At 34.2% G+C, this 20,220-nt stretch carries 17 protein-coding genes; 6 read left to right on the forward strand and 11 right to left on the reverse strand.

Annotated elements, in window-relative coordinates; translation table 11 throughout:
- Nucleotides 1-44: 44 nt before the first annotated feature.
- A complete protein-coding gene (locus tag U9966_RS06420) occupies nucleotides 45-1,949 on the forward strand; it encodes a DNA methyltransferase (RefSeq protein WP_306347202.1) in 1,905 nt (634 codons plus the stop codon).
- A 1-nt stretch (nucleotide 1,950) separates the two neighbouring features.
- Nucleotides 1,951-4,908, forward strand: a complete 2,958-nt coding sequence (locus tag U9966_RS06425) for a type III restriction-modification system endonuclease (protein WP_306347201.1) — start codon at nucleotides 1,951-1,953, stop codon at nucleotides 4,906-4,908.
- A gap of 329 nt (nucleotides 4,909-5,237) precedes the next feature.
- Here U9966_RS06425 and htpG read toward each other — a convergent pair whose 3' ends face one another.
- Nucleotides 5,238-7,124, reverse strand: a complete 1,887-nt coding sequence (htpG, locus tag U9966_RS06430) for a molecular chaperone HtpG (RefSeq protein ID WP_306347200.1) — start codon at nucleotides 7,122-7,124, stop codon at nucleotides 5,238-5,240.
- Nucleotides 7,125-7,413: 289 nt separating this feature from the next.
- Between htpG and U9966_RS06435 the strand changes: the two genes are divergently transcribed.
- Entirely contained in the window at nucleotides 7,414-8,808 is a 1,395-nt protein-coding gene (locus U9966_RS06435) for a DASS family sodium-coupled anion symporter (protein ID WP_306347199.1), read from the forward strand.
- A gap of 59 nt (nucleotides 8,809-8,867) precedes the next feature.
- Here U9966_RS06435 and U9966_RS06440 read toward each other — a convergent pair whose 3' ends face one another.
- The 7 genes from U9966_RS06440 to U9966_RS06470 form a co-directional block, all read right to left on the reverse strand.
- Nucleotides 8,868-10,220 carry an aldehyde dehydrogenase gene (locus U9966_RS06440; protein WP_306347198.1) on the reverse strand — a complete coding sequence of 451 codons (1,353 nt, stop codon included), beginning with the start codon at nucleotides 10,218-10,220 and terminating at the stop codon, nucleotides 8,868-8,870.
- A 24-nt stretch (nucleotides 10,221-10,244) separates the two neighbouring features.
- On the reverse strand, nucleotides 10,245-10,751 hold the full coding sequence (locus U9966_RS06445) for a DUF2301 domain-containing membrane protein (protein WP_306347197.1): 507 nt from the start codon (nucleotides 10,749-10,751) through the stop codon (nucleotides 10,245-10,247).
- Nucleotides 10,752-10,767: 16 nt separating this feature from the next.
- The gene (locus tag U9966_RS06450) at nucleotides 10,768-11,430 is read right to left on the reverse strand and encodes a hypothetical protein (RefSeq protein ID WP_322631689.1); all 663 of its coding nucleotides are present in this window, start codon (nucleotides 11,428-11,430) and stop codon (nucleotides 10,768-10,770) included.
- Nucleotides 11,431-11,727: 297 nt separating this feature from the next.
- Nucleotides 11,728-13,716 carry an exodeoxyribonuclease V subunit alpha gene (gene recD, locus U9966_RS06455; protein ID WP_306347195.1) on the reverse strand — a complete coding sequence of 663 codons (1,989 nt, stop codon included), beginning with the start codon at nucleotides 13,714-13,716 and terminating at the stop codon, nucleotides 11,728-11,730.
- A 10-nt stretch (nucleotides 13,717-13,726) separates the two neighbouring features.
- Nucleotides 13,727-14,065, reverse strand: coding sequence for a TusE/DsrC/DsvC family sulfur relay protein (locus U9966_RS06460; protein ID WP_211599022.1), 339 nt, complete (start codon nucleotides 14,063-14,065; stop codon nucleotides 13,727-13,729).
- A 73-nt stretch (nucleotides 14,066-14,138) separates the two neighbouring features.
- Nucleotides 14,139-14,804: a Bax inhibitor-1/YccA family protein gene (locus tag U9966_RS06465; RefSeq protein WP_306347194.1), complete on the reverse strand. Its 666-nt coding sequence runs from the start codon at nucleotides 14,802-14,804 to the stop codon at nucleotides 14,139-14,141.
- Between the two features lie 228 nt (nucleotides 14,805-15,032).
- On the reverse strand, nucleotides 15,033-15,956 hold the full coding sequence (locus tag U9966_RS06470) for a DMT family transporter (protein WP_306347193.1): 924 nt from the start codon (nucleotides 15,954-15,956) through the stop codon (nucleotides 15,033-15,035).
- Nucleotides 15,957-16,140: 184 nt separating this feature from the next.
- Here U9966_RS06470 and U9966_RS06475 point away from each other — a divergent pair, with 184 nt between their 5' ends.
- From U9966_RS06475 to ispA, 3 genes are all read left to right on the forward strand, one after another.
- Nucleotides 16,141-16,587 carry an Lrp/AsnC family transcriptional regulator gene (locus U9966_RS06475; RefSeq protein WP_306347192.1) on the forward strand — a complete coding sequence of 149 codons (447 nt, stop codon included), beginning with the start codon at nucleotides 16,141-16,143 and terminating at the stop codon, nucleotides 16,585-16,587.
- A gap of 85 nt (nucleotides 16,588-16,672) precedes the next feature.
- Entirely contained in the window at nucleotides 16,673-16,897 is a 225-nt protein-coding gene (gene xseB / locus U9966_RS06480; RefSeq protein ID WP_090922879.1) for an exodeoxyribonuclease VII small subunit, read from the forward strand.
- Nucleotides 16,898-16,909: 12 nt separating this feature from the next.
- Complete coding sequence (ispA, locus tag U9966_RS06485) at nucleotides 16,910-17,803, forward strand: (2E,6E)-farnesyl diphosphate synthase (protein ID WP_306347191.1); 894 nt, start codon at nucleotides 16,910-16,912, stop codon at nucleotides 17,801-17,803.
- 274 nt (nucleotides 17,804-18,077) lie between these two features.
- Here the strand turns inward: ispA and U9966_RS06490 are convergent, their stop codons facing one another.
- The 3 genes from U9966_RS06490 to gpt form a co-directional block, all read right to left on the reverse strand.
- The gene (locus U9966_RS06490; protein ID WP_306347190.1) at nucleotides 18,078-18,842 is read right to left on the reverse strand and encodes a glycosyltransferase family 2 protein; all 765 of its coding nucleotides are present in this window, start codon (nucleotides 18,840-18,842) and stop codon (nucleotides 18,078-18,080) included.
- A 37-nt stretch (nucleotides 18,843-18,879) separates the two neighbouring features.
- A complete protein-coding gene (gene gmk, locus U9966_RS06495; RefSeq protein ID WP_306347189.1) occupies nucleotides 18,880-19,500 on the reverse strand; it encodes a guanylate kinase in 621 nt (206 codons plus the stop codon).
- Between the two features lie 75 nt (nucleotides 19,501-19,575).
- Complete coding sequence (gpt, locus tag U9966_RS06500) at nucleotides 19,576-20,040, reverse strand: xanthine phosphoribosyltransferase (RefSeq protein ID WP_306347188.1); 465 nt, start codon at nucleotides 20,038-20,040, stop codon at nucleotides 19,576-19,578.
- Between the last annotated feature and the right edge of the window lie 180 nt (nucleotides 20,041-20,220).

Genomic DNA, 20,220 nt, shown 5'->3' on the forward strand with positions numbered 1-20,220 from the left:
TTTATCAATCATTTTGAGACGACTAATTTATTAGGAGGCTTAAAATGATTGAGATTTCACAACAAGATTTTTTCAATTCTGAACCAAAGCCCCAAAACGAGCAACTTGATATTCTGAAAAAGCATTTTCCACAATGTTTTGATAAGAATGGTGCATTTTTGCCTGAAAAATTGACTGAGATTGTTAAGTCGAACGATGTTCCATTAAATAAAGAAGCCTATTCTCTTAATTGGTTAGGAAAATCTTATGCAAAATTATTACGAGATTTACCGCCTGAAACCTTGATAACCGAAGATTGCCAACATAATCAAAAACCTGAAAATCAAACCAGCGAAAATCTGTTAATTCAAGGCGACAATTTAGAGGTGCTTAAACACTTAAAAAATGCGTATAGTGAGCAGGTTAAAATGATTTATATCGATCCGCCTTATAACACAGGCTCGGACGGTTTTGTGTATCAAGATGATCGTAAATTTAGCAAAGAGCAATTGAGTGAATTAGCGGGTATTGATGTTGATGAAGCCCAACGAATTTTAGCTTTTACCGATAAGAAATCGAACTCTCACAGTGCGTGGCTAACCTTTATGTATCCACGCCTTTATATCGCCCGCTCATTACTGAAAGATGATGGCGTGATTTTTATTTCTATTGATGATAATGAAGTAGCTCAACTACGTTTGTTTTGTGATGAAGTGTTTGGGGAAGAGAATTTTATTGCTTGTTTTTCTTGGAAAAGAAAAAAAGAAGTTTCATCTGATTCAAAAAATGTATCTATTCAAGGAGAGCATATTCTTACTTATTCCAAAACTTTCATAACACAACTAAAATTTGAACCATTGTCAGAGAGTTATATAAATAAATCATATAAAAATCCTAATGAAAAATTTCCTTTGGGAAAATGGAGACCTGTTCCAATTACTGTTTCAAAAGGATTATCAGGGGGTGGCTACGAATACGAAATAGAAACACCATCAGGAATTAAACACAATAGATTATGGGCTTACCCAGAAGAAAGTTATAAAAAACTATTAGCGAATAATTTGATTTACTTTGGAGAAAATAATTCTGGAATACCACAAAAAATAATTTATGCTCACGATAGTAAAGGGCAGCCAACAACAAATTATTGGGACAATACCTCTTCAAATAAAGAAGGTAAAAAAGAAATTCTATCTTTATTTAACAATTTAAGAATCTTTGAAACTCCAAAGCCTACAAAATTATTAAAACGAATTTTACAAATTGCAACTAACAAAAATGACTTAATCCTAGACTTTTTCGCAGGTTCAGGTACAACAGCAGATGCTGTTATGCAACTTAATGCGGAAGATAATGGCAATCGCAAATTTATTTTGGTGCAGTTACCTGAACTTATTGATCCAAAGAAAAATAAAACCGCTTACGATTTTGTCAAAAATGAATTAGGCATTGAAAAGCCGACTATTTTTGAGATTACCAAAGAGCGAATAATCAGAAGTCACAAAAAAATCTTGCAAGAAAATAACGTAGAGACAGGGCATGCCCTGTCTGTACAAGGTTTTAAAATTTACAAAACTTGCGACAATTTCTGTTTAAAAGAAGATGAACTTTCACTTAATCAAGAAATGTTTCCAAAACAAGCATTTAGCGAGCAAGAATATCAGACCTTGCTGACATCGTGGCGATTATATGATGGTGAGAAATTGACGGATCAAATAATTACAAAAAATCTACAAAATTACACCGCTTATTTATGTGGTAAAAATTTGTATTTACTCTATCCACATTTTGAAAGTCAGCAGATAAAAGCCTTGATAGAAATGTTAGATAAAGAGAATGATTTTAGCCCTAACCGTATTATTTTTTATGGCGAACATATTCAAAGTAGTAAGCAAAAAGAATTACAGCAAGCCCTTGAAAGTTATGCAAATAAAAAAGATTTGGCGATCAGTTTATTAGCGAGATATTGATATGGCAGGCTTTAATTACGAAAAAAATCTACCGCACCAAGAAAATGCGATACAAACGGTGTTAAATGTATTTGAAAATGCAAAAATTCAGCAAAATGGCAGTGATGAAAATCCGTCAGTTATGCTTGATGATTACGATTTCACGCAAAATGTAACTTACATTCAAAAACGCAATCAAATTGATGTGCCTTTTGATAAATCAAATGTGTTAGACATTATGATGGAAACGGGAACAGGGAAAACCTATACCTACACCAAAACGATGTTTGAATTGCATAAATGTTTAGGTGTGTTCAAATTTGTGATTGTGGTGCCGACCTTGTCGATTAAAGCAGGAACACAGAATTTTCTACAAAGTGAAGATCTTAAAAAACATTTTCAGTTAGATTTTGCAGGGGATTACGATCGCAGTGAAATTGAATTGTATGTGGTTCAAAGTCAGAAAGCTAAAAGTAAAAAACATCATATTCCAACGGATATAGTGCGTTTTATCAATGCTGAAAATCGTCAAAAAATCCATATTTTGCTGATCAATCAAGGTATGATTAACTCGGATACGATGGCAGGAACGGACAAAGGGAATGATGGAAGTCGTTTGATTAAAGATAGCTTTAATACGCCGATTGAAGCGATCGCAAGTGTGAAACCTTTTCTCATTCTTGATGAACCCCATAAGTTTAAATCGAACAATAAAACGTGGCAAAATATCCTAAAATTTAAGCCACAATTTATTGTTCGCTATGGTGCAACCTTTCCTATTTTGAAAAATAATCAGGTGGATTATCGCAATTTGCTTTATCGTTTAACCGCAATCGACGCTTTTAATCAAGATTTGGTAAAGGGTGTGAATGTGTTTATGGAAGAAGTGCAGGGCGATGATGGTGTGAGAGTAAAGCTAGCAGATATTGTGGGCAGTGGCAAAAATTTAGAGGCGATTTTTGAAACGAAACAGGAGAGTGAAAAGCTGAGTTTTTGCGTGAGCGAAAATGACAGTTTACATAAAATTCATCACAATATTGACGATCTTTTTATTGATAAAATGAATAAATCAACGGTGGTGTTAAGTAACGGTGTTGAACTGAAAAAAGGTGATAGTTTCAATCCTTATGTCTATTCACAGGCATTAAGCGATAAAATGATGCGTCTTGCAATCCGTGAACATTTTAAATTAGAGCGAGAATTATTAACACGACCAAATGGCAGAATTAAACCATTAACTCTGTTTTTTATTGATGATATTAAGGGCTACCGTGAAGGTAATCATCTAGCAGGAAGTCTAAAAGTAAAATTTGAGCAATTTTTAAAGGCAGAAATTGAACAGTGTTTAAGTATTGAGCAAGATGATGACTATAAGCAATATTTGCAAAAAACGTTAGAAAATCTACCGCTTACCCACGGAGGATATTTCTCGCAAGATAACAGCGATAAAGATGAAAAAATCGAGCAAGAAGTATTTGAAATTTTACACGACAAACAATCGTTATTATCCCTTGAAAATCCAAGACGCTTTATTTTTTCTAAATGGACCTTACGAGAAGGGTGGGATAATCCAAATGTATTTGGAATTTGTAAATTGCGTTCCAGTGGCAGTGAAACGAGTAAATTGCAAGAAGTGGGGCGAGGACTTCGTTTGCCAGTCAATGAATATGGCGGACGGGTTAAAGATACCCTGTTCAAACTGAATTATTTTGTTGATAACACTGAAAAAGATTTTGTGGAGCGTTTAACTACTGAAATCAATAAAAGTATGCCACAAGAGACGGTTTATCATAAATTATCTGATGAGCTAGTCGAGAAAATTGTTGAGTTTTATCCTGATAAAGATCCTTTTGATATTCAAGTTGAATTAATTCAAAAAGAAATTGTGAATAAAAAATATGATTTTATTCAACAAGATAGCTTTGATCAAATTAAGCAACTTTATCCAAAAGCTTTTGTAACAATGGATAAACTTAAAGCTGGAAAAGTTGATTTTGCAAACAAGAAAACCAAAAATAAAGTCAGCATACGCGCAGGGAAATATGATGAATTAAAAGCCTTGTGGGAAAGAATCAATGAAAAAGTGATTTTGCAATATGAGATAAAAACAGAAGATGAGTTCTTGGCGTTATTTACGGCATATTTAAAACAACATTCAGGGAAGTTCGTGCAATCAGGCATTAAAACGACCAAAAAGAGCGTTAAAATGTATCAACATCAAGCACAAATGGTGGTAAATGACAGTGTTTATGAGCATAACTTTGAGCCTATTGTTGAAATGAGTTATGGTAAATTTTTGCAAAAATTATCACAGGTTACTTTTATCAAAATTTCAACTTTGCATAATGCTTTTTATCAATTAAAAGATGAAATTGATATTAACCATTTTTTAAATATTCAAACGATAAATAGTATTAAAGCAGGGTTTAATCGCTTTTTACTGTTCCACTCATTTAGTGATTTTAATATTGCCTTCAATCAAATTGATAGCAAAGTTCACCCTACAAAATTTACGAATAAACAAGGGCAGGTGCTAAGTGAAATTAGCAGTGCTGATTTAGGTTTGCAAAATGATGAAAAAATATCACCGCTTGAAAGCTATCTTTTTGATCGTGTTTTTTATGACAGTGAGATTGAAAAAGAAAATATTGTGAATGATGAAATAAAAGAGGTTATGGTATTTACTAAAATTCCTAAAAATTCAATTAAAATCCCTGTTGCAGGAGGCGGAACTTATTCTCCTGATTTTGCCTATATCATCAAAAAAGAGAGTGGGGAAGTCTTAAATCTTGTTGTTGAAAGTAAAGGCGTGGAGAGTAATGATATTTTAAGAAAAGAAGAAACAAAGAAAATTCAACACGCTGAACAATTATTTAAGCAATTTGGGAATGTGCTGAACATTAAGTTTGTTTCGCAGTTTAATCAGGATAAAATTGTTGAGTTAATTAAGTGTTATTTACAGGATAAGATCATACTTTAATTAGAGCAAGACAGTATAAAACCTATTACCAACAAAACAATAGTTATTTTATCTGCACTATTATTAAGCTTGCCTGCTTGTAGTTGTAATGACATAAATTCAATGGTAATAAGCTATATTCAACTATGATTTTTAGCTATTTTACGCAAAATAATAAAGCGGTCACTTTCTCCCAATTTTTTGCAAATTTTTGAAAGAAAGTGACCGCTTGTTTTAGTATAAAAATATTGTTTGAGCGAAACAAGTTTATTATCACGAACAGGAGCGATAACGGGCGGATATACGCAAACTACGTTTGCTAATGCCGCCCCTACGAAAATCCTTATAAATTAAACACTTAACAATTTATTCATTCGTTTAATAAATGATGTTGGGTCTTCTAATGTACCCTGTTCTGCAAATAATGCTTGTTCTAATAATAACTCAATCCATTCATTAAATTGCGTTTCATCGGCAATGTCTGCAATATGTTTAACCATTGTGTGATCTGGGTTTAGCTCAAAAGTATATTTAACTTCAGGTGCTTTTTGTCCCATTGCAGCAAAAAGTTTCGCCATTTGCGTACCCATTTCATCAGAATTTGTTGAAACAACCGCAGGTGTGTCGGTTAAGCGGTGGGTTAATACCACATCTTTTACACGATCGCCTAAGTAAGTTTTTGCTCTTTCTAAGAATGAACCAAACTCTTCTTGTTGGGCTTTTTGTTGTGCTTCGTCTTCTTTATCTGCTAAGTCGCCTAAGTCTAAATCAGATTTGGTAATGCTTTGTAATGGCTTGTCTTGGAACTCGGTTAAGTAGCTGATTAACCATTCATCAATACGATCGGAAAGCAGTAACACTTCAATGCCTTTTTTGTTAAATAGCTCTAAGTGTGGGCTGTTTTTTGCGGCTTGGTAGCTATCTGCGGTTAAGAAGTAAATCGCTTTTTGTCCTTCTTTCATTCGTTCAATATAGTCAGCAAGAGCAATATTTTGCACACTGCTATCTGAATGGGTTGAAGTAAAACGCAATAATTCCGCCACTTTTTCTTTGTTTGCTTGATCTTCGCCCACGCCTTCTTTTAACACTAAACCAAATTCATTCCAGAACGTTTGATATTGCTCTTTATCGTCTTTCGCCAGTTTTGAAAGCATTTGCAAGGTACGTTTTGTTAAAGCGTTACGCAATGCAGTCGTGGTTTTATTATCTTGTAAAATTTCACGAGACACGTTTAATGGTAGATCGTTTGAATCTAATAAACCACGCATAAAACGTAAATAATTTGGCATAAAGACTTCGGCATCGTCCATAATAAAGACACGTTGTACATAAAGTTTTAAGCCGTGTTTTTGATCACGTTGGAATAGGTCAAATGGGGCTTTTGAAGGAACGTAAAGCAAGCTAGTATATTCTTGTTTACCTTCCACTTTGTTGTGTGACCAAGTCAAAGGCTCGGCAAAGTCATGGCTGATATGTTTGTAAAATTCTTTATATTCTTCATCAGAAACATCACTTTTTGCACGAGTCCATAGGGCTTGGGCTTTGTTGATTTTTTCCCATTTAGTGCCTTTTTCATTGCCTTCATCATCAAAATCTTTCGCTTGAATTTCAACAGGTAAGCCGATGTGATCCGAATATTTACTGATAATGCTACGCAAACGCCACTCGTTTAAAAATTCTTTTTCTTCTTCACGTAGATGTAAAATCACCTCTGTTCCACGTGTTGGTTTTTCTAAATCTGCAACGGTGTAATCGCCTTCGCCCGCCGATTCCCAAATTACCCCTTGTTCAGCGGTTAAGCCTGCTGCTCGGGTTTTTACAGTGACTTTATCCGCCACGATAAAGGCAGAATAGAACCCAACCCCAAATTGTCCGATAAGTTGGCTATCTTTCGCTTGGTCTGTGCCGAGTGAATTTAAAAATTCTTTGGTGCCTGATTTGGCGATTGTTCCTAAATGCTCGATCACTTGCTCACGGCTCATACCGATTCCGTTATCGCTGATGGTGATAGTATTTAAGGTTTCATCAACACTCACTCGCACACGCAATTCGCCGTCATTTTCATAAAGTGACGTATCTGAAAGGGCTTTGAAACGCAGTTTATCCGCTGCGTCCGAAGCGTTTGAAATCAACTCACGTAAAAATATTTCTTTATTTGAATAAAGTGAGTGAATCATTAATTGTAATAGTTGTTTAACTTCTGATTGAAAGCCTCGAGTTTCTTGATTAGTACTCATTGTTATCCTCTTAAATTGATATTTGAAAAATTTTGCAAAAAATTAAAATAATGTGACCGCTTGGGTATTAAGTAAATGGGGATTATAGTCATTGTTTCAAGGTTTTTTTTATAAATTTTATCAAAATATGACAGATTGTATTTTGCAATATTTTAATAAATTTAATAATTTAGGAATAAAAATAAAACAATAATTAGACAGACGTCACATTTTTGCAACAAACTCATTTTAATTTAAACTAATTTTTACTAATATTGGTAATGCATTTTTATCTTAAGGGGGGAATTATATGCCTAAAACACAATTACATTTTGAGACTACAAGGTCTTGGCGAAATACGATTATTTTATTAGTAGATATTGTACTATTTTTTGCACTTTTAAATTTTTTACCATTTTCTGCAGCAGAGAATAAAGGGTTAGCACTATTGGCTTTTATTGCGGTGTTATGGCTAACAGAAGCGTTACACGTAACAGTAACAGCCTTACTCGTGCCTATAATGGCAGTGGGCTTAGGTGTTGTCCAGTCAAAAGCAGCATTAGCAAGCTTTGCATCTCCAACCATTTTCCTCTTCTTTGGGGGTTTTGCATTGGCCACTGCGTTACATATTCAAAAATTGGATCGCTTAATTGCCAATAAAATTATGACCTTAGCACGAGGTAATTTATTGATTGCGGTTTTATACTTATTTGGTGTAACGGCTTTTCTTTCAATGTGGATCAGTAATACTGCAACAACGGCAATGATGTTGCCTCTTGCAATGGGTATTTTAAGCCAAATGGATAAAGAGCAAAATCATAGTACTTATGTTTTTGTATTGCTTGGTATCGCCTATAGTGCCAGTATTGGCGGAATGGGAACACCTGTGGGTAGTCCTCCAAATGCAATCGTGGTTTCTCAATTAAAAATGTCTTTCTCTGAGTGGATGGGCTACGGCTTACCAATGGTAGTAATGTTACTTCCATTAATGGTGGGCGTGCTTTATGTGTTACTAAAACCAAATTTAAACAAAACCTTTGAACACCAATTTGAAGAAATCAAATTAAACCGTCAACGTATTACCACTTTAGTTATTTTTGTTGCGATTGCACTATGTTGGGTATTTGGTCGTTATCTTAATCCATTACTTTCAGGATTATTGGGTATTGAAGGAAAAATTGCTAAATTTGATGGAATGGTGGCACTTTTTGCCGCAGTATTGGTTTGTATTACTCGAGTCACAACTTGGGAGCAGATTCAAAAAAATACCGAGTGGGGCGTATTAATGCTCTTTGGTGGCGGCATTACACTGAGTTCGGTTTTAGGAAAAACTGGAGCAAGTAAAGTATTGGCTGATGGTGTGGTATTTATGATGGAAGGCGGGCATTTCTTCTTAGTTGGATTACTTGTTGCTGCTTTCATTATTTTCTTAACTGAGGTAGCTTCCAATACCGCCAGTGCCGCATTATTAGTACCGCTCTTTATTTCTATTGCACAGGCATTAAATATGCCAGTTGTAGGGCTATCATTAATTATCGGTTTAGGTGCGTCTTGTGCATTTATGTTGCCAGTCGCCACTCCGCCAAATGCCATTGTATTTGGTACAGGATTAATCAAACAACGTGAAATGCTGAAAATTGGTTTCTGGTTAAATATTATGTGTATCTTTATTATTGCCAGTGTTGCTTATTTATTCTGGCTATAATTAGACATATTTTCATTTAAAATAATTTTTGCAGAGGAGTAGTTATTACCCTCTGCAATTTATTTTGTAATCCAATGTAAAATTTTCTGTTTTAATGTTGTATAAGGCGGATATTTTAGATCGCTTTCAAACCAAAAGGGTTTTTCAAGAATGCTTTTATAGTGAGAAAAACACTCAAATCCAGCTTTACCGTGATAACTTCCCATTCCACTAAAGCCAACACCTCCAAAAGGTAAGTGATGATTGGATAAATGCATCAAAGCATCATTAATCGCACCGCCACCAAAAGAAATTTCATTTAATAAGCGGGTAGTTATTTTCTTATTTTTGCAAAAAATATAGCAAGATAACGGCTTTTCATATTGTTTTACTTGAGTAATAGTCTGATCTAAATCTTCAAAGGTGATGATTGGCAAAACAGGTGCAAAAATTTCCTGCTGCATTATTTCATCATTAAAACTCACATTGGTTAAAATGGTAGGTGAAATGGTGCAATTTTGTCTATTTATTTCTCCACCATAAAAAACTTTTTCTTTATCAATTAAGTTGATTACTCGTTCTAAGTGCTTTTCATTAATTATCTTAACCTGTGAATTGAGATATCTTTGTTGCATTTCTGATTTTATTGCTTCACAAAAAGCAGTTTCGATGGATTTTTCTACTAGCACATAATCTGGTGCAACACAGGTTTGCCCTGCATTTAAACATTTTGCCCAAACTAACCTTTTTGCGGTTACCTCTAAATCACAATCAGCAAATACAAAAGCAGGACTTTTTCCTCCAAGCTCTAGAGTAACAGGAGTTAAATATTTAGCCGCAGCCCGATAAACAATTCGTCCAACTTCACTACTTCCAGTAAAGAAAATTTTATCAAAACGATAGGAAAGCAATTCTGTTGTTTCAGCTACACCACCTTGATAGACATAAAAATAGTTTTTATCAAAATTTGAATTGATCAGATCAGCTATGATTTGTGACGTATAAGGGGCTAATTCAGAGGGTTTTAATACAACAGTATTCCCTGTTGCTAAAGCACTGAGTACGGGCAGTAAAGCGAGTTGTAAAGGGTAGTTCCACGCACCTATTACAAGGATTGTTCCTAATGGCTCAGGAATACGATAACTTTTAGCAGGGAAATTAGCTAAGTTTGTTGCAACTTTCTGTGGTTTACTCAATTTTTTAATATTTTTTATGAAAAAATTAAGCTCTGAGTAAAGTATGGATAATTCTGTTAAATAGCTCTCAAATTTAGGTTTACCTAAGTCTTTCTCAAGGGCTTGGTAAATTTGAGCTTCATTTTGTTTTAGGATCTGCTTTAATTTTTTTAACTGTGAAATTCTAAATGTAATCTCTTTTGTTTGATTGGAATTAAAAAAGATTTTTTGTTGTTCTATAATAGTTGCAATATTCATAGTTAATTATCCAATTATAAATTATTATATTTGATACTTAGTTTTATCTCCAATATCAAAATGTAAAGGCATTCGCCATTTTTGAATGGCTAATATAATAAATAAGCCTCCGACAATAACTGAAATAATTTGAGTAGCAAGCAAGATATTAAGTTGTATAGCAAACCATAACAATGCAACAAAAAGAGGTTGTAAATTTAGCAAAGGCACTTTAAAACAGAAATATTCTTTAAACGCCAAACCTCCTAAGGTGACCAATGTTCCACCTAGAGCAAGTGCTTCAAAGCCGAGAATTTGACATAACAAAGCAATCCAAGTTGCACATTGTAAGAGTAGTCGAAAAGATTTTAAATAAATATGCAATGATGACGCACAACAAACAGCTGCGACTAATATGCCTATTTGAGCAATATTGGGTTGATAAGGGAGTAATAAAACCATCATCCCAGCTAAAACAAAACCACAACGATAAACAATCACGGTTAAGTAGTCTAAATAATCCATTGGGGATTTGATATGTGGATCTGCCATAAAATGTCCTTTTAATTTAAGAGAAGTGTATTATTCTATAAATACAAACGGTGATAGTGACTACTAATCCAATATAAAATATTTGTTTTCCTTGTTTTCTATTTTCTTCAGAATGGATGTAAACCATTTTTCCATTTGGTAATGTTTTTTTGGTTTTCCATAATAAATATCCTATCAATACACCAAAAATCCCACCTAAAAATGCAAAGATATAACCAACAGTAATAAGAAGGGCTTGGTGTTCTTTAGGTTGTGCTAATTCCTCTAATCTTTTTTCTTTTAATTTTATTAACAGCTCAGGTTCAATATATTTGCCTCGATCCTTTAAAATTCTTTTAGCTAATGTATAGTCAAATGCATTCCATTCATCAGGTTTTAATAGTATTTCATAGAGCTCTTCATTTGGAGAGTCAAATAGGTAATAATCATCTTCAATATACTCAATTCTTCTTTCTGCATCCTTTTCTATGATTTGCTCGGCACGTTTAAAATCAATAGGTTTTAAATGAATTTCTGGCTGATTATTTAAACTGTTTCCTGTTAAATCTGCAGGAAGATTATCAACAAGAGTTACATTAATTCCCTCTTGTTCAAGTAAGTTTTTTAATTCTATTGCTTGCTCTGAATTAAAGCATTTTCTGAATTTTAGATATTCTTGTGTCATTTTATATTCCATCATTTTAACCCTATTATTTATATATTGTATTAACTATTCTTCACTCTAATTTTATTGTATTTCTTACCTATTTTGAATAGAAGTTACCATAATACCAAAGATACAAGAGGATACCAATGGTGTTATTTTCCCAAGATGAATATATATTTTTAACTATTAATTTTTATATCCCCCCACCCTAGCCCTCCCCCGCAAGCGGAGGAGGGAATTTTAGTTATGTTTATTTCTTCCTCCACTTGTGACGGAGGGAATTTTAGTTATGTTTATTTCTTCCTCCACTTGTGACGGAGGGGATTTTAATTATGTAATTATTCCTCCCTCCGCTTGCGGGGGGAGGCTAGGAGGGGGGAAGGTAAGCTGTTTCGCCAAACCACTTTGTCGCTGAATTTTACTATTCACACCCAGTTTCCATACTTTTTCATTGCTAAAGAGGGTAAAGTGTTTTTTTGCACGAGTAACCGCAGTATAAAGCAATTCTTTGGTGATAATTGGTGAATAATTTAACGGTAAAATAAGTACAGTATGCTTAAATTCAGAGCCCTGAGATTTGTGTACAGTCATTACGTAAGCTGTTTCGTAATTTGGTAAGCGGTTAGGGGTAATACTGTGAGGTTGGTTGTTAATTTGCGTTTCAAAATAAACATATGGCTTACCGTTTTCATCGGCTAATATTAATCCTATATCGCCACTGTAAATATGAGCCTGAGGGATATTTTCTGTAATCATAATGGGTTTGCCAAGATAGTTTTCACGGCTATGGTGAAAATGTATTAAACCTGCTTTAAGTAATGCTTGAGCGATACGCTCATTTAATTTTTCTACCCCAAATTCACCCACCCGCAGGGCTGAGAGCAAGCGTATTTTATTAAACGTATTAAAAATATCTTCAACATTAACTGCTGAAGGGGTTTCTGTGCGTTGTTTTACTAATTTTAAATAGCTTTCATATAAGCTCACTGCTTTGTCTACAATTAGCTTAACATTGTGTTCTATCCATTTTGATTTTTCACTAAACTGTGTGGCAGCTTGGTATTCAATTAAATCAAGATCAGTAAATTTTGTAAAAAGTTGCCAAGATGTAACCGCTTGCTGGCTGTTTATTGTTCGGCTAATTTCACCAATTCCTGCATTTTGATTAAAACGGAAACTGTGCCTTAAATGGCACAGTGAGTCACCAATAATTGGGGGATTATCCTGTTGAGGAAGTAATGTATAACCCGTATTTTGAGTTAAATATTGACAATGTTTTGCTGAATAACCCTTGGTAATAAAAGTGCCAAGCTCTCCCATTATGGCTCCTGCTTCAACAGATGCTAGCTGATCTTTATCTCCTAGCATTATTAAATGAGCATTGGGTTTTAAGGCATTGATCATTTTTTCCATTAGGGATAAATCAATCATTGAGGCTTCATCCACGACGAGGACATCTAAATATAATGGATTATGTTGATTATATTTTGGCATATCACTCATTGGATTAATGCCAAGTAAACGATGTAGTGTCAATGCATTTGTCGGAATTTGAGCTTTCAGCTCATCAGAAAAGGGAAATCTTGCCAAATTAGCACTGATAGATTCTTTTAAACGAGCGGTCGCTTTTCCTGTTGGGGCAGCAAGTTTAATATTAAGTGGGGGTAAATTTGAATACTGTTGTTTTAACTGTAAGGCAAGCAAAATTTTAACCACAGTCGTGGTTTTTCCTGTTCCTGGTCCACCTGAAATAAGGGTGAAATTTTTAGTTAATGCAGTTGCAACAGCAATTTTCTGCCAATCAATATGCGGTGTTTGTTCCGTAAAAAGTTGTGTTAAAGCGGTACGATTAAGATCATTTTTTGCAAATTCTTGTTCAAAAGTGACCGCTTGTTTAAGATAACTGACAATACGGTTTTCTGATTGCCAATAGCGATAAAAATAGAGTAGGTTATGTTGAAACAACATTGGTGCCACTTTTGATGGATTATCACTAAAGGCAATATGATGTTGTAATATATTTTGCCAATCAAGCGGTGTGATATTTCCTATTTTTTGCAAAATTTGATTATAAAAGTCTTCTTCTAAATTTTTGTTTTTTAGACCAAAAGGATTATTGGCTAGGGGAGAATGAAGATCTAGAGCAGTATTACCTTGCATTACGTTATAAGAAACAAAAGCACTCAAAAAGATAGCTAGATCTTGCACTTGTTGGCTATATCCATAAGGCTGTTGTTTTTGGTTAATCATTTTTGCAAACTGATAATCCAATTCACTGATAATTTTTTGTTCTTTCAAACATTCTAATAAACACAACATTCTTTTTACCTTATAAACATTTTGCAGGTTTTGGTAGTCCAGCAATTTTAGTGGCTTGCTTGGCAGGTCCATTAGGAAATAGGCGTTGTAAATAACGGCTGCTGCCTTTTTCTTGTCCAAATTTATTGGCTAAGGTTTTGACCAACATACGAATAGCTGGTGAAGTATTATACTCTTGATAAAATTCACGTACTACATTGATGATTTCCCAATGTTCATCAGTTAAAACTAACTCTTCATTTTGGGCAATGGTTTCGGCTAATTCAGGCGACCAATCAGAAAGATTTTTCAAGTAACCTTCATTATCTGTTGGGATTTGTTGTTGATTAAATTCAATAAAATTTGTCATTTTCTAAAAACCAAAAAGGCGAATAAACATTCGCCTTAATATTTCAATAATTATCGATAGCTAATCTTAATAATTAGTCATCACCACGTAATGCACCTAGAATATTTAACAAACTCACAAAAATATTATAGATAGCAACATATAATTCAACAGTCGCTAAAATATAATTAGTTTCACCATTGTGAATAATGCGACTTGTGGTCATTAAAATAGCACCGCTTGAGAAAAGGATAAATAATGCACTAAGGGCTAAATGTAATGCTGGAATTTGCATAAAGATACTGGCAATCATTCCAATAATTAACACAATAAAGAGCGAAAACATCATTCCTGAAAGGAAAGACATATCTTTTTTAGTGGTTAATACATAGCCTGAACATGCTAAGAATACACCAGCAGTTCCTGCGAAGGAAAGTGTGACAACGTCACCTAATCCTGCTCCTAAATAGATATTGATAATTGGACCCAGTGTATAACCCATAAAACCTGTTAAGGCAAAAACACTCACAATTCCAAATCCACTACGAGCGGTTGCATTGGTTAAGAAAAGTAGACCATAAAAACCAATTAATAAGATCCAAGGGGACATTATTGGAGCATTGGTTACCATTGCTACAAATGCCATTGCTGCTGAGAATGCAAGGGTTAATGAGAGTAAAAAGTAAGTGTTGCGTAGAACCTTATTCGTACTTAAAACAGATTGTTCTCTTGTATTAGTGACAATACGATTTTGTTGCATAAAATCTCCTTGAGTTACAACATTAAATTTAGCGTTAAGTTAACGATAATTGAGTAAAAAGTCAATAAAATACGAGGCAATTTAGTTATTTAAACAGGGATACCGCAAATCCCCCCCTCCCTAACCCTCCCCCGCAAGCGGAGGAGGGAATTTTTAGTTCATATTATGGTTATACAATATTCCTCCCTCCGCTTGCGGGGGGAGGTTAGGAGGGGGGGGTAACAAGCTTCAAGAACGGCTCTTACTCTGATCTTTCAAAAAAGTATCAATAAAACCTCGTAAATTAATCCCTGCTGCACCTAAAAATATTAATAAAATACCCACAACTTGTACGACCACTAAATGCACATCAAAATAAAATCTATCAATTAACAAGGCTAATACAGGGTATAAGAAAGAGAGTGAAGCCACTTTGTATGCCTCTAATTTTTGTATTGCACCGTATAGCAAAATATACATCAAACCTGTGTGTACCACACCGAGTGTGATAGTTGCCGTTATTTCTTGAAAATTTGAAGTGGAAAAAATCTCAAATTTTGCAAAGGGAAAAAAGACAAGGATGCCTAATGCCATTTGAAAGAATGCAATTAGTATTGGCGAAAATCCAACTAAATATTTAGCCGAAACAGAGGCAACTGCATATAACGTAGCTGCACCTAAAGCTTGTAAAATCCCTACAATATAAACATCATAAGTCTCAATTACTCCCACTTTAGTTGACGATATAAGATATAACCCAATAAAAGAAACTAATAACCAAAATAGGATAGATTTGGTGATTTTTTCTTTAAAGAGTAATGTACAAATAAAGACCATCATAAAAGGTTGGGTATTATAAACCGTTGTGGCTACACCGATGGAGGCATTGTTATAAGCTGAAAATAGCAGATACCAATTTAATTGTAGTGCAATCCCTCCGATTAAGGATGAAACCCAAAAGACTTTAGTATATGTGGTCGATTGAAATAATCCTTTGTAAAAACAGATAAAACCTAAGACCAATGAACCAAATAAGCAACGGAAAAAAATCAAATTTGACGCTTCTTCTCCTGATAACACGACGGTCAGACCAATTGTCCCACAGATGATCATTGCAAGTAGCATTTCGATTAAGCCACGTTGTTGTTTTTTTATATAGGTTAATTCTTGCATTGTATCTCCAATTGTGTAAAAAATAGTAGAAATTAGTATAAACAGGAGACACAAAGATATGAATACAATAAATTACATAATTAGAGTTAAAATCCTTTTTTTATAATAAAATTTGTGCATTTGTATTTATTAAATAAATTTTATGGGATAATAAAAAGAAATACGAATAAGGTAGGGTATAACAATGGATAATTATGATATTAAAATTTTAAGATTATTACACGACAATGCACGTATAACAGTGAAAGAAATCAGTCAAAAAATACATCTCTCACAACCGACTTGTGCGGAACGTGTCAAAAAGTTGGAATCTAACGGTACTATTCAAAATTATACAACAGTGATAGATTGGCAGTCGTTGGGGTATAATCTATCTGCTATTGTCCGTATTAGACCACTGCCGAGTTATTTACAACGGGTTGAAGCTTTAATTCAAGAGATGAATAATATCAGTTGGTGCTATAAAGTGACGGGAGATGATGCTTTTATTTGCCAACTGCTAATTAAATCAGTAACAGAGCTGGACGATTGTTTATCACCCATTTCACAAATTGCGATGACCAATACCTCTATTATAAAATCAGCAATTGTGAGTAATCAATTTTTAGATATTGAAACCAGTTTTTCTTAAATTAACCCAATAAAAAATCCACATTTGCAAATTTCTCAAGTAAAATAACCGCTAGCAAATAAATTTATCAAAATAGGTAGTAAAGATGGCAAAGAAACCACAACAAGATTTTGAAACAACCCTAAAGCAATTAGAGGATATTGTGACCCATTTAGAAGCAGGGGATTTACCTCTTGAAGAAGCATTAAGTGAATTTGAAACTGCAGTGAAACTGGTTAAAAAAGGGCAGGAGCATTTACAAAAAGCAGAGCAACGTATTCAAATTTTACTGCAAAAAGATGAACATAGTGAATTATCAGACTATCAATAATATGGATGAACGATGCAATATTCTCTTTCTTTAGATTTAATTGAAAAGCAACAACGAGTAAACCAGTTTTTAGATAAACAGTTAAGTATTTATAAAAACGAGCAGTCGCCTCTTGGTGAAGCAATGAGTTATGCGGTATTACTCGGTGGCAAGCGTATTCGTCCCTTTTTAGTTTATACCACAGGTAAATTATTGGGAGTGTCATTAGAGAAGCTAGATCATAGTGCAGCAGCGATAGAAGCTATTCACGCCTATTCCTTAGTTCACGATGATTTACCTGCAATGGATAATGATGAATTAAGAAGAGGGCAAGCAACCTGTCATATCGCTTTTGATAATGCGACAGCAATTTTAGCCGGAGATGCACTTCAAAGTTTTGCTTTTGAGTTGATTACTCAAGATCCACATCTCACCGCATCACAAAAGGTGGCACAAGTTCAGATTTTATCTCATTCAGCAGGTGCCAAAGGAATGTGTTTAGGGCAAAGTTTGGATTTGTTGGCAGAAAATAAAAGTGTAGAGATTGAAGCGTTAAAATATATTCATCGTAATAAAACAGGGGCATTAATTGAGGCATCGATTTTAATGGGATTAAATGTGTCTGAGTATGCTAATGACCCACAAATTAAGCAATCATTAATTGACTATGCTAAGGCGATAGGTTTAGCTTTTCAGGTTCAAGATGATATTTTAGATATTATTGGTGATACCGATAAAATCGGAAAAACAGTTGGTGCTGATGAGTCGTTAAATAAAAGTACCTATCCCAAATTATTAGGCTTAGATGGCGCAAAGGCTAAAGCTCAAAGTCTTTATCAACAAGGGGTAAATGCGTTAGATAAACTTCCTTTTGATACCTCGGAATTAAAGGCGTTAGCTGATTTTATTGTTAATAGAGAAAGTTAGAAACTATAAATTTTAGAGAAATAGAGTCCAAAGTGATTTAAAAAGAGGAGCTTGCAGACTTATGCGTGGAAAAAAGAATTTTTATTATTTCACTTTAAAATAAACAAGATAAAATCTCATCTCCAATAGAGTTAGAGATACTGAATTATGGGGTGTAAATTAGCACGAAATCAGTTCGTGATTGATTTTGATGATCGCTTAGCTGATTATCTTTAACTAAGGTGCAGTTACACAGTTTAAAAGTTGCTCGCACCTTACCGCTTGAACTTATTATTTATCTTTTCTCTTTGGTTCTTACCCATAAATCGGCATATTTCACAAAGGTAGAATGAGTAGAAAGCAGAGCAAGTAGTAAACCTTGTTTTCCATCTAAGAAACCTGCTTTTAAAATATACATTTTAACAAAGCACCCTAAGGCGTGTGTTATACCCTGTAATAAAGTCGCTTTTTTACCTGCATTTTCTTTCTGTTCTGCCCAAGCCTTGGCGTAACTTGCTGATTTTACTAAATAATGATGAATATCTTTATAAGTAAAGTGTAATAAATCACCTGCTAATTTTACTACTTGAGTATCATTAGGGTAATGTACTTTTTCGTGAACAAGTTCATCACCATAATGAGCAAAATCAGTTTTATATAGGCGAACCACATAATCAGGATACCAACCACTATGACGGATTTTACGCCCAAATACTTCACTTAAACGTCCAATTTTATATACTGTATTGGGTTTATTCTCTTTGACTGCTTGAATAATAGATTGTTTTAATTCTGGGGTAACTCGCTCATCAGCATCAATCCAAAAGACATAATCGCTGGTGACATACTGCTGTGCTATCTGACGTTGCTTACCAAAACCTTGCCAATCCGTATGGCTATAAAATCTTGCCCCATATTCACTGGCAATTTGTTCTGTTTTGTCGGTGCTGCCTGAATCCAAAATGACAATTTCATCCACCCAGTCTTTTACACTATCTAAACATTGGGCTAAATTTTCCTGTTCATTTTTTACGATCATCGCAATGCTAAGTGTTGGCATAATTTATTCCTATTTTAATATTGACTATTTTTAGGTTTTAAGCCAATAAATTTGCAAGAAGTTGTTTATAACGTACCGCTTGGGAGCTTTGCTGTAAACGTTCTGCGGTTAAAATACTTTTCAAATCATTTAGTGCAGTCTGAAAGTCATTATTTATAATTACGTAATCAAATTCATTGTAATGGCTCATTTCCGATACCGCTTGTGCCATCCGTTTAGCAATTACTTCTTCAGAATCTTGCCCTCGTGCGATTAAGCGTTTTTGTAATTCTTGTCTTGAAGGAGGGAGGATAAAAATAGTTTTCGCATTTGGTACTTTTTGCTTAATTTGTTTTGCACCTTGCCAATCGATATCTAAAAAAACATCAATACCTTGTTCAAGGCTTTTTTCTATCATTGGTAATGAAGTACCATAGTAATTTCCAAAAACTTCAGCCCATTCTAAAAAATGTTGTCTTTCGATGAGATTTTTAAATTCTGCTTGAGTAGTAAAGTGGTAATGTATACCGTTTTCTTCACCTGGACGAGGAGTACGAGTGGTATGAGAAACAGAAAGCTGTACTTCACTACGAGGTAAATCAGTAAGTAATGCATTAATTAGTGAAGATTTTCCAGCACCACTTGGTGCAGATACAATATAGAGGTTACCTAATGTCATAATAATTTTGTGTTCAATACGCAGAAACAGGGTAACCCTGTTTCTATATGTAAAATATTAAAAATGAAAAAATAATTATTTTCTCGCCAAAGGTGGAACAAAAGACAAACCTAAATCCCAAGGTTGTTCAATCCACGTATTCTGAGGAATATCAATCACATAATCGTCAACCAAAGGTGCTCCTGCAGGTTTTGCAAATACAGTAACAAAGCGAGCTTTAGGATACATTTCACGGATTTTTCGAGCAGTATTTCCAGTATCAACCAAATCATCTACAACAATAAAACCCTCACCATCACCTTCTGGTGCGTGTAGTACTCTTAACTCGTCACTTTGTTTATAGTGATCTTCATAACTTACAATACATACTGTTTCTACGTGTCTAAGTCCAAGCTCACGAGAAATAACTGCAGCAGGAAATAATCCGCCACGACTAACAGCAATAACACCTTTCCATTGTGATGCAGGGAGTAACTTTTCTGATAACTTGCGAGCGTGCATTTGGAACATATCCCAAGTGACGACATACTTTTCACTCATAAAATCTCCTAGAAGTAGGTAGGGGTAGTTTTATTAACACTACCATTAAAATAAAATTGGCGTAAGAATACCTGAAAATAGAGATTTTTTCTAGTGATGTTTTTAAGTTTTATTTTATCTATCATTTGTTTATTCCTATTGTGAATTACTATGTATATATTTAAAAAAAATGTAAACTAT

The sequence above is a fragment of the Pasteurella atlantica genome (assembly GCF_963693435.1).
Lineage (GTDB): Bacteria > Pseudomonadota > Gammaproteobacteria > Enterobacterales > Pasteurellaceae > Phocoenobacter > Phocoenobacter atlanticus.

Bases quoted from the DNA above. Each gene is read 5' to 3' on its own strand.
- U9966_RS06420 (WP_306347202.1), top strand. From the start codon at position 45: ATGATTGAGATTTCACAACAAGATTTTTTCAATTCTGAACCAAAGCCC.
- recD (WP_306347195.1), bottom strand. From the start codon at position 13,716: ATGTTGTGTTTATTAGAATGTTTGAAAGAACAAAAAATTATCAGTGAA.
- htpG (WP_306347200.1), bottom strand. From the start codon at position 7,124: ATGAGTACTAATCAAGAAACTCGAGGCTTTCAATCAGAAGTTAAACAA.
- gmk (WP_306347189.1), bottom strand. From the start codon at position 19,500: ATGACATTAGGTAACCTCTATATTGTATCTGCACCAAGTGGTGCTGGA.
- ispA (WP_306347191.1), top strand. From the start codon at position 16,910: ATGCAATATTCTCTTTCTTTAGATTTAATTGAAAAGCAACAACGAGTA.
- U9966_RS06470 (WP_306347193.1), bottom strand. From the start codon at position 15,956: ATGCAAGAATTAACCTATATAAAAAAACAACAACGTGGCTTAATCGAA.
- U9966_RS06450 (WP_322631689.1), bottom strand. From the start codon at position 11,430: ATGATGGAATATAAAATGACACAAGAATATCTAAAATTCAGAAAATGC.
- xseB (WP_090922879.1), top strand. From the start codon at position 16,673: ATGGCAAAGAAACCACAACAAGATTTTGAAACAACCCTAAAGCAATTA.
- gpt (WP_306347188.1), bottom strand. From the start codon at position 20,040: ATGAGTGAAAAGTATGTCGTCACTTGGGATATGTTCCAAATGCACGCT.
- U9966_RS06465 (WP_306347194.1), bottom strand. From the start codon at position 14,804: ATGCAACAAAATCGTATTGTCACTAATACAAGAGAACAATCTGTTTTA.
- U9966_RS06425 (WP_306347201.1), top strand. From the start codon at position 1,951: ATGGCAGGCTTTAATTACGAAAAAAATCTACCGCACCAAGAAAATGCG.
- U9966_RS06460 (WP_211599022.1), bottom strand. From the start codon at position 14,065: ATGACAAATTTTATTGAATTTAATCAACAACAAATCCCAACAGATAAT.
- U9966_RS06435 (WP_306347199.1), top strand. From the start codon at position 7,414: ATGCCTAAAACACAATTACATTTTGAGACTACAAGGTCTTGGCGAAAT.
- U9966_RS06475 (WP_306347192.1), top strand. From the start codon at position 16,141: ATGGATAATTATGATATTAAAATTTTAAGATTATTACACGACAATGCA.
- U9966_RS06490 (WP_306347190.1), bottom strand. From the start codon at position 18,842: ATGCCAACACTTAGCATTGCGATGATCGTAAAAAATGAACAGGAAAAT.
- U9966_RS06440 (WP_306347198.1), bottom strand. From the start codon at position 10,220: ATGAATATTGCAACTATTATAGAACAACAAAAAATCTTTTTTAATTCC.
- U9966_RS06445 (WP_306347197.1), bottom strand. From the start codon at position 10,751: ATGGCAGATCCACATATCAAATCCCCAATGGATTATTTAGACTACTTA.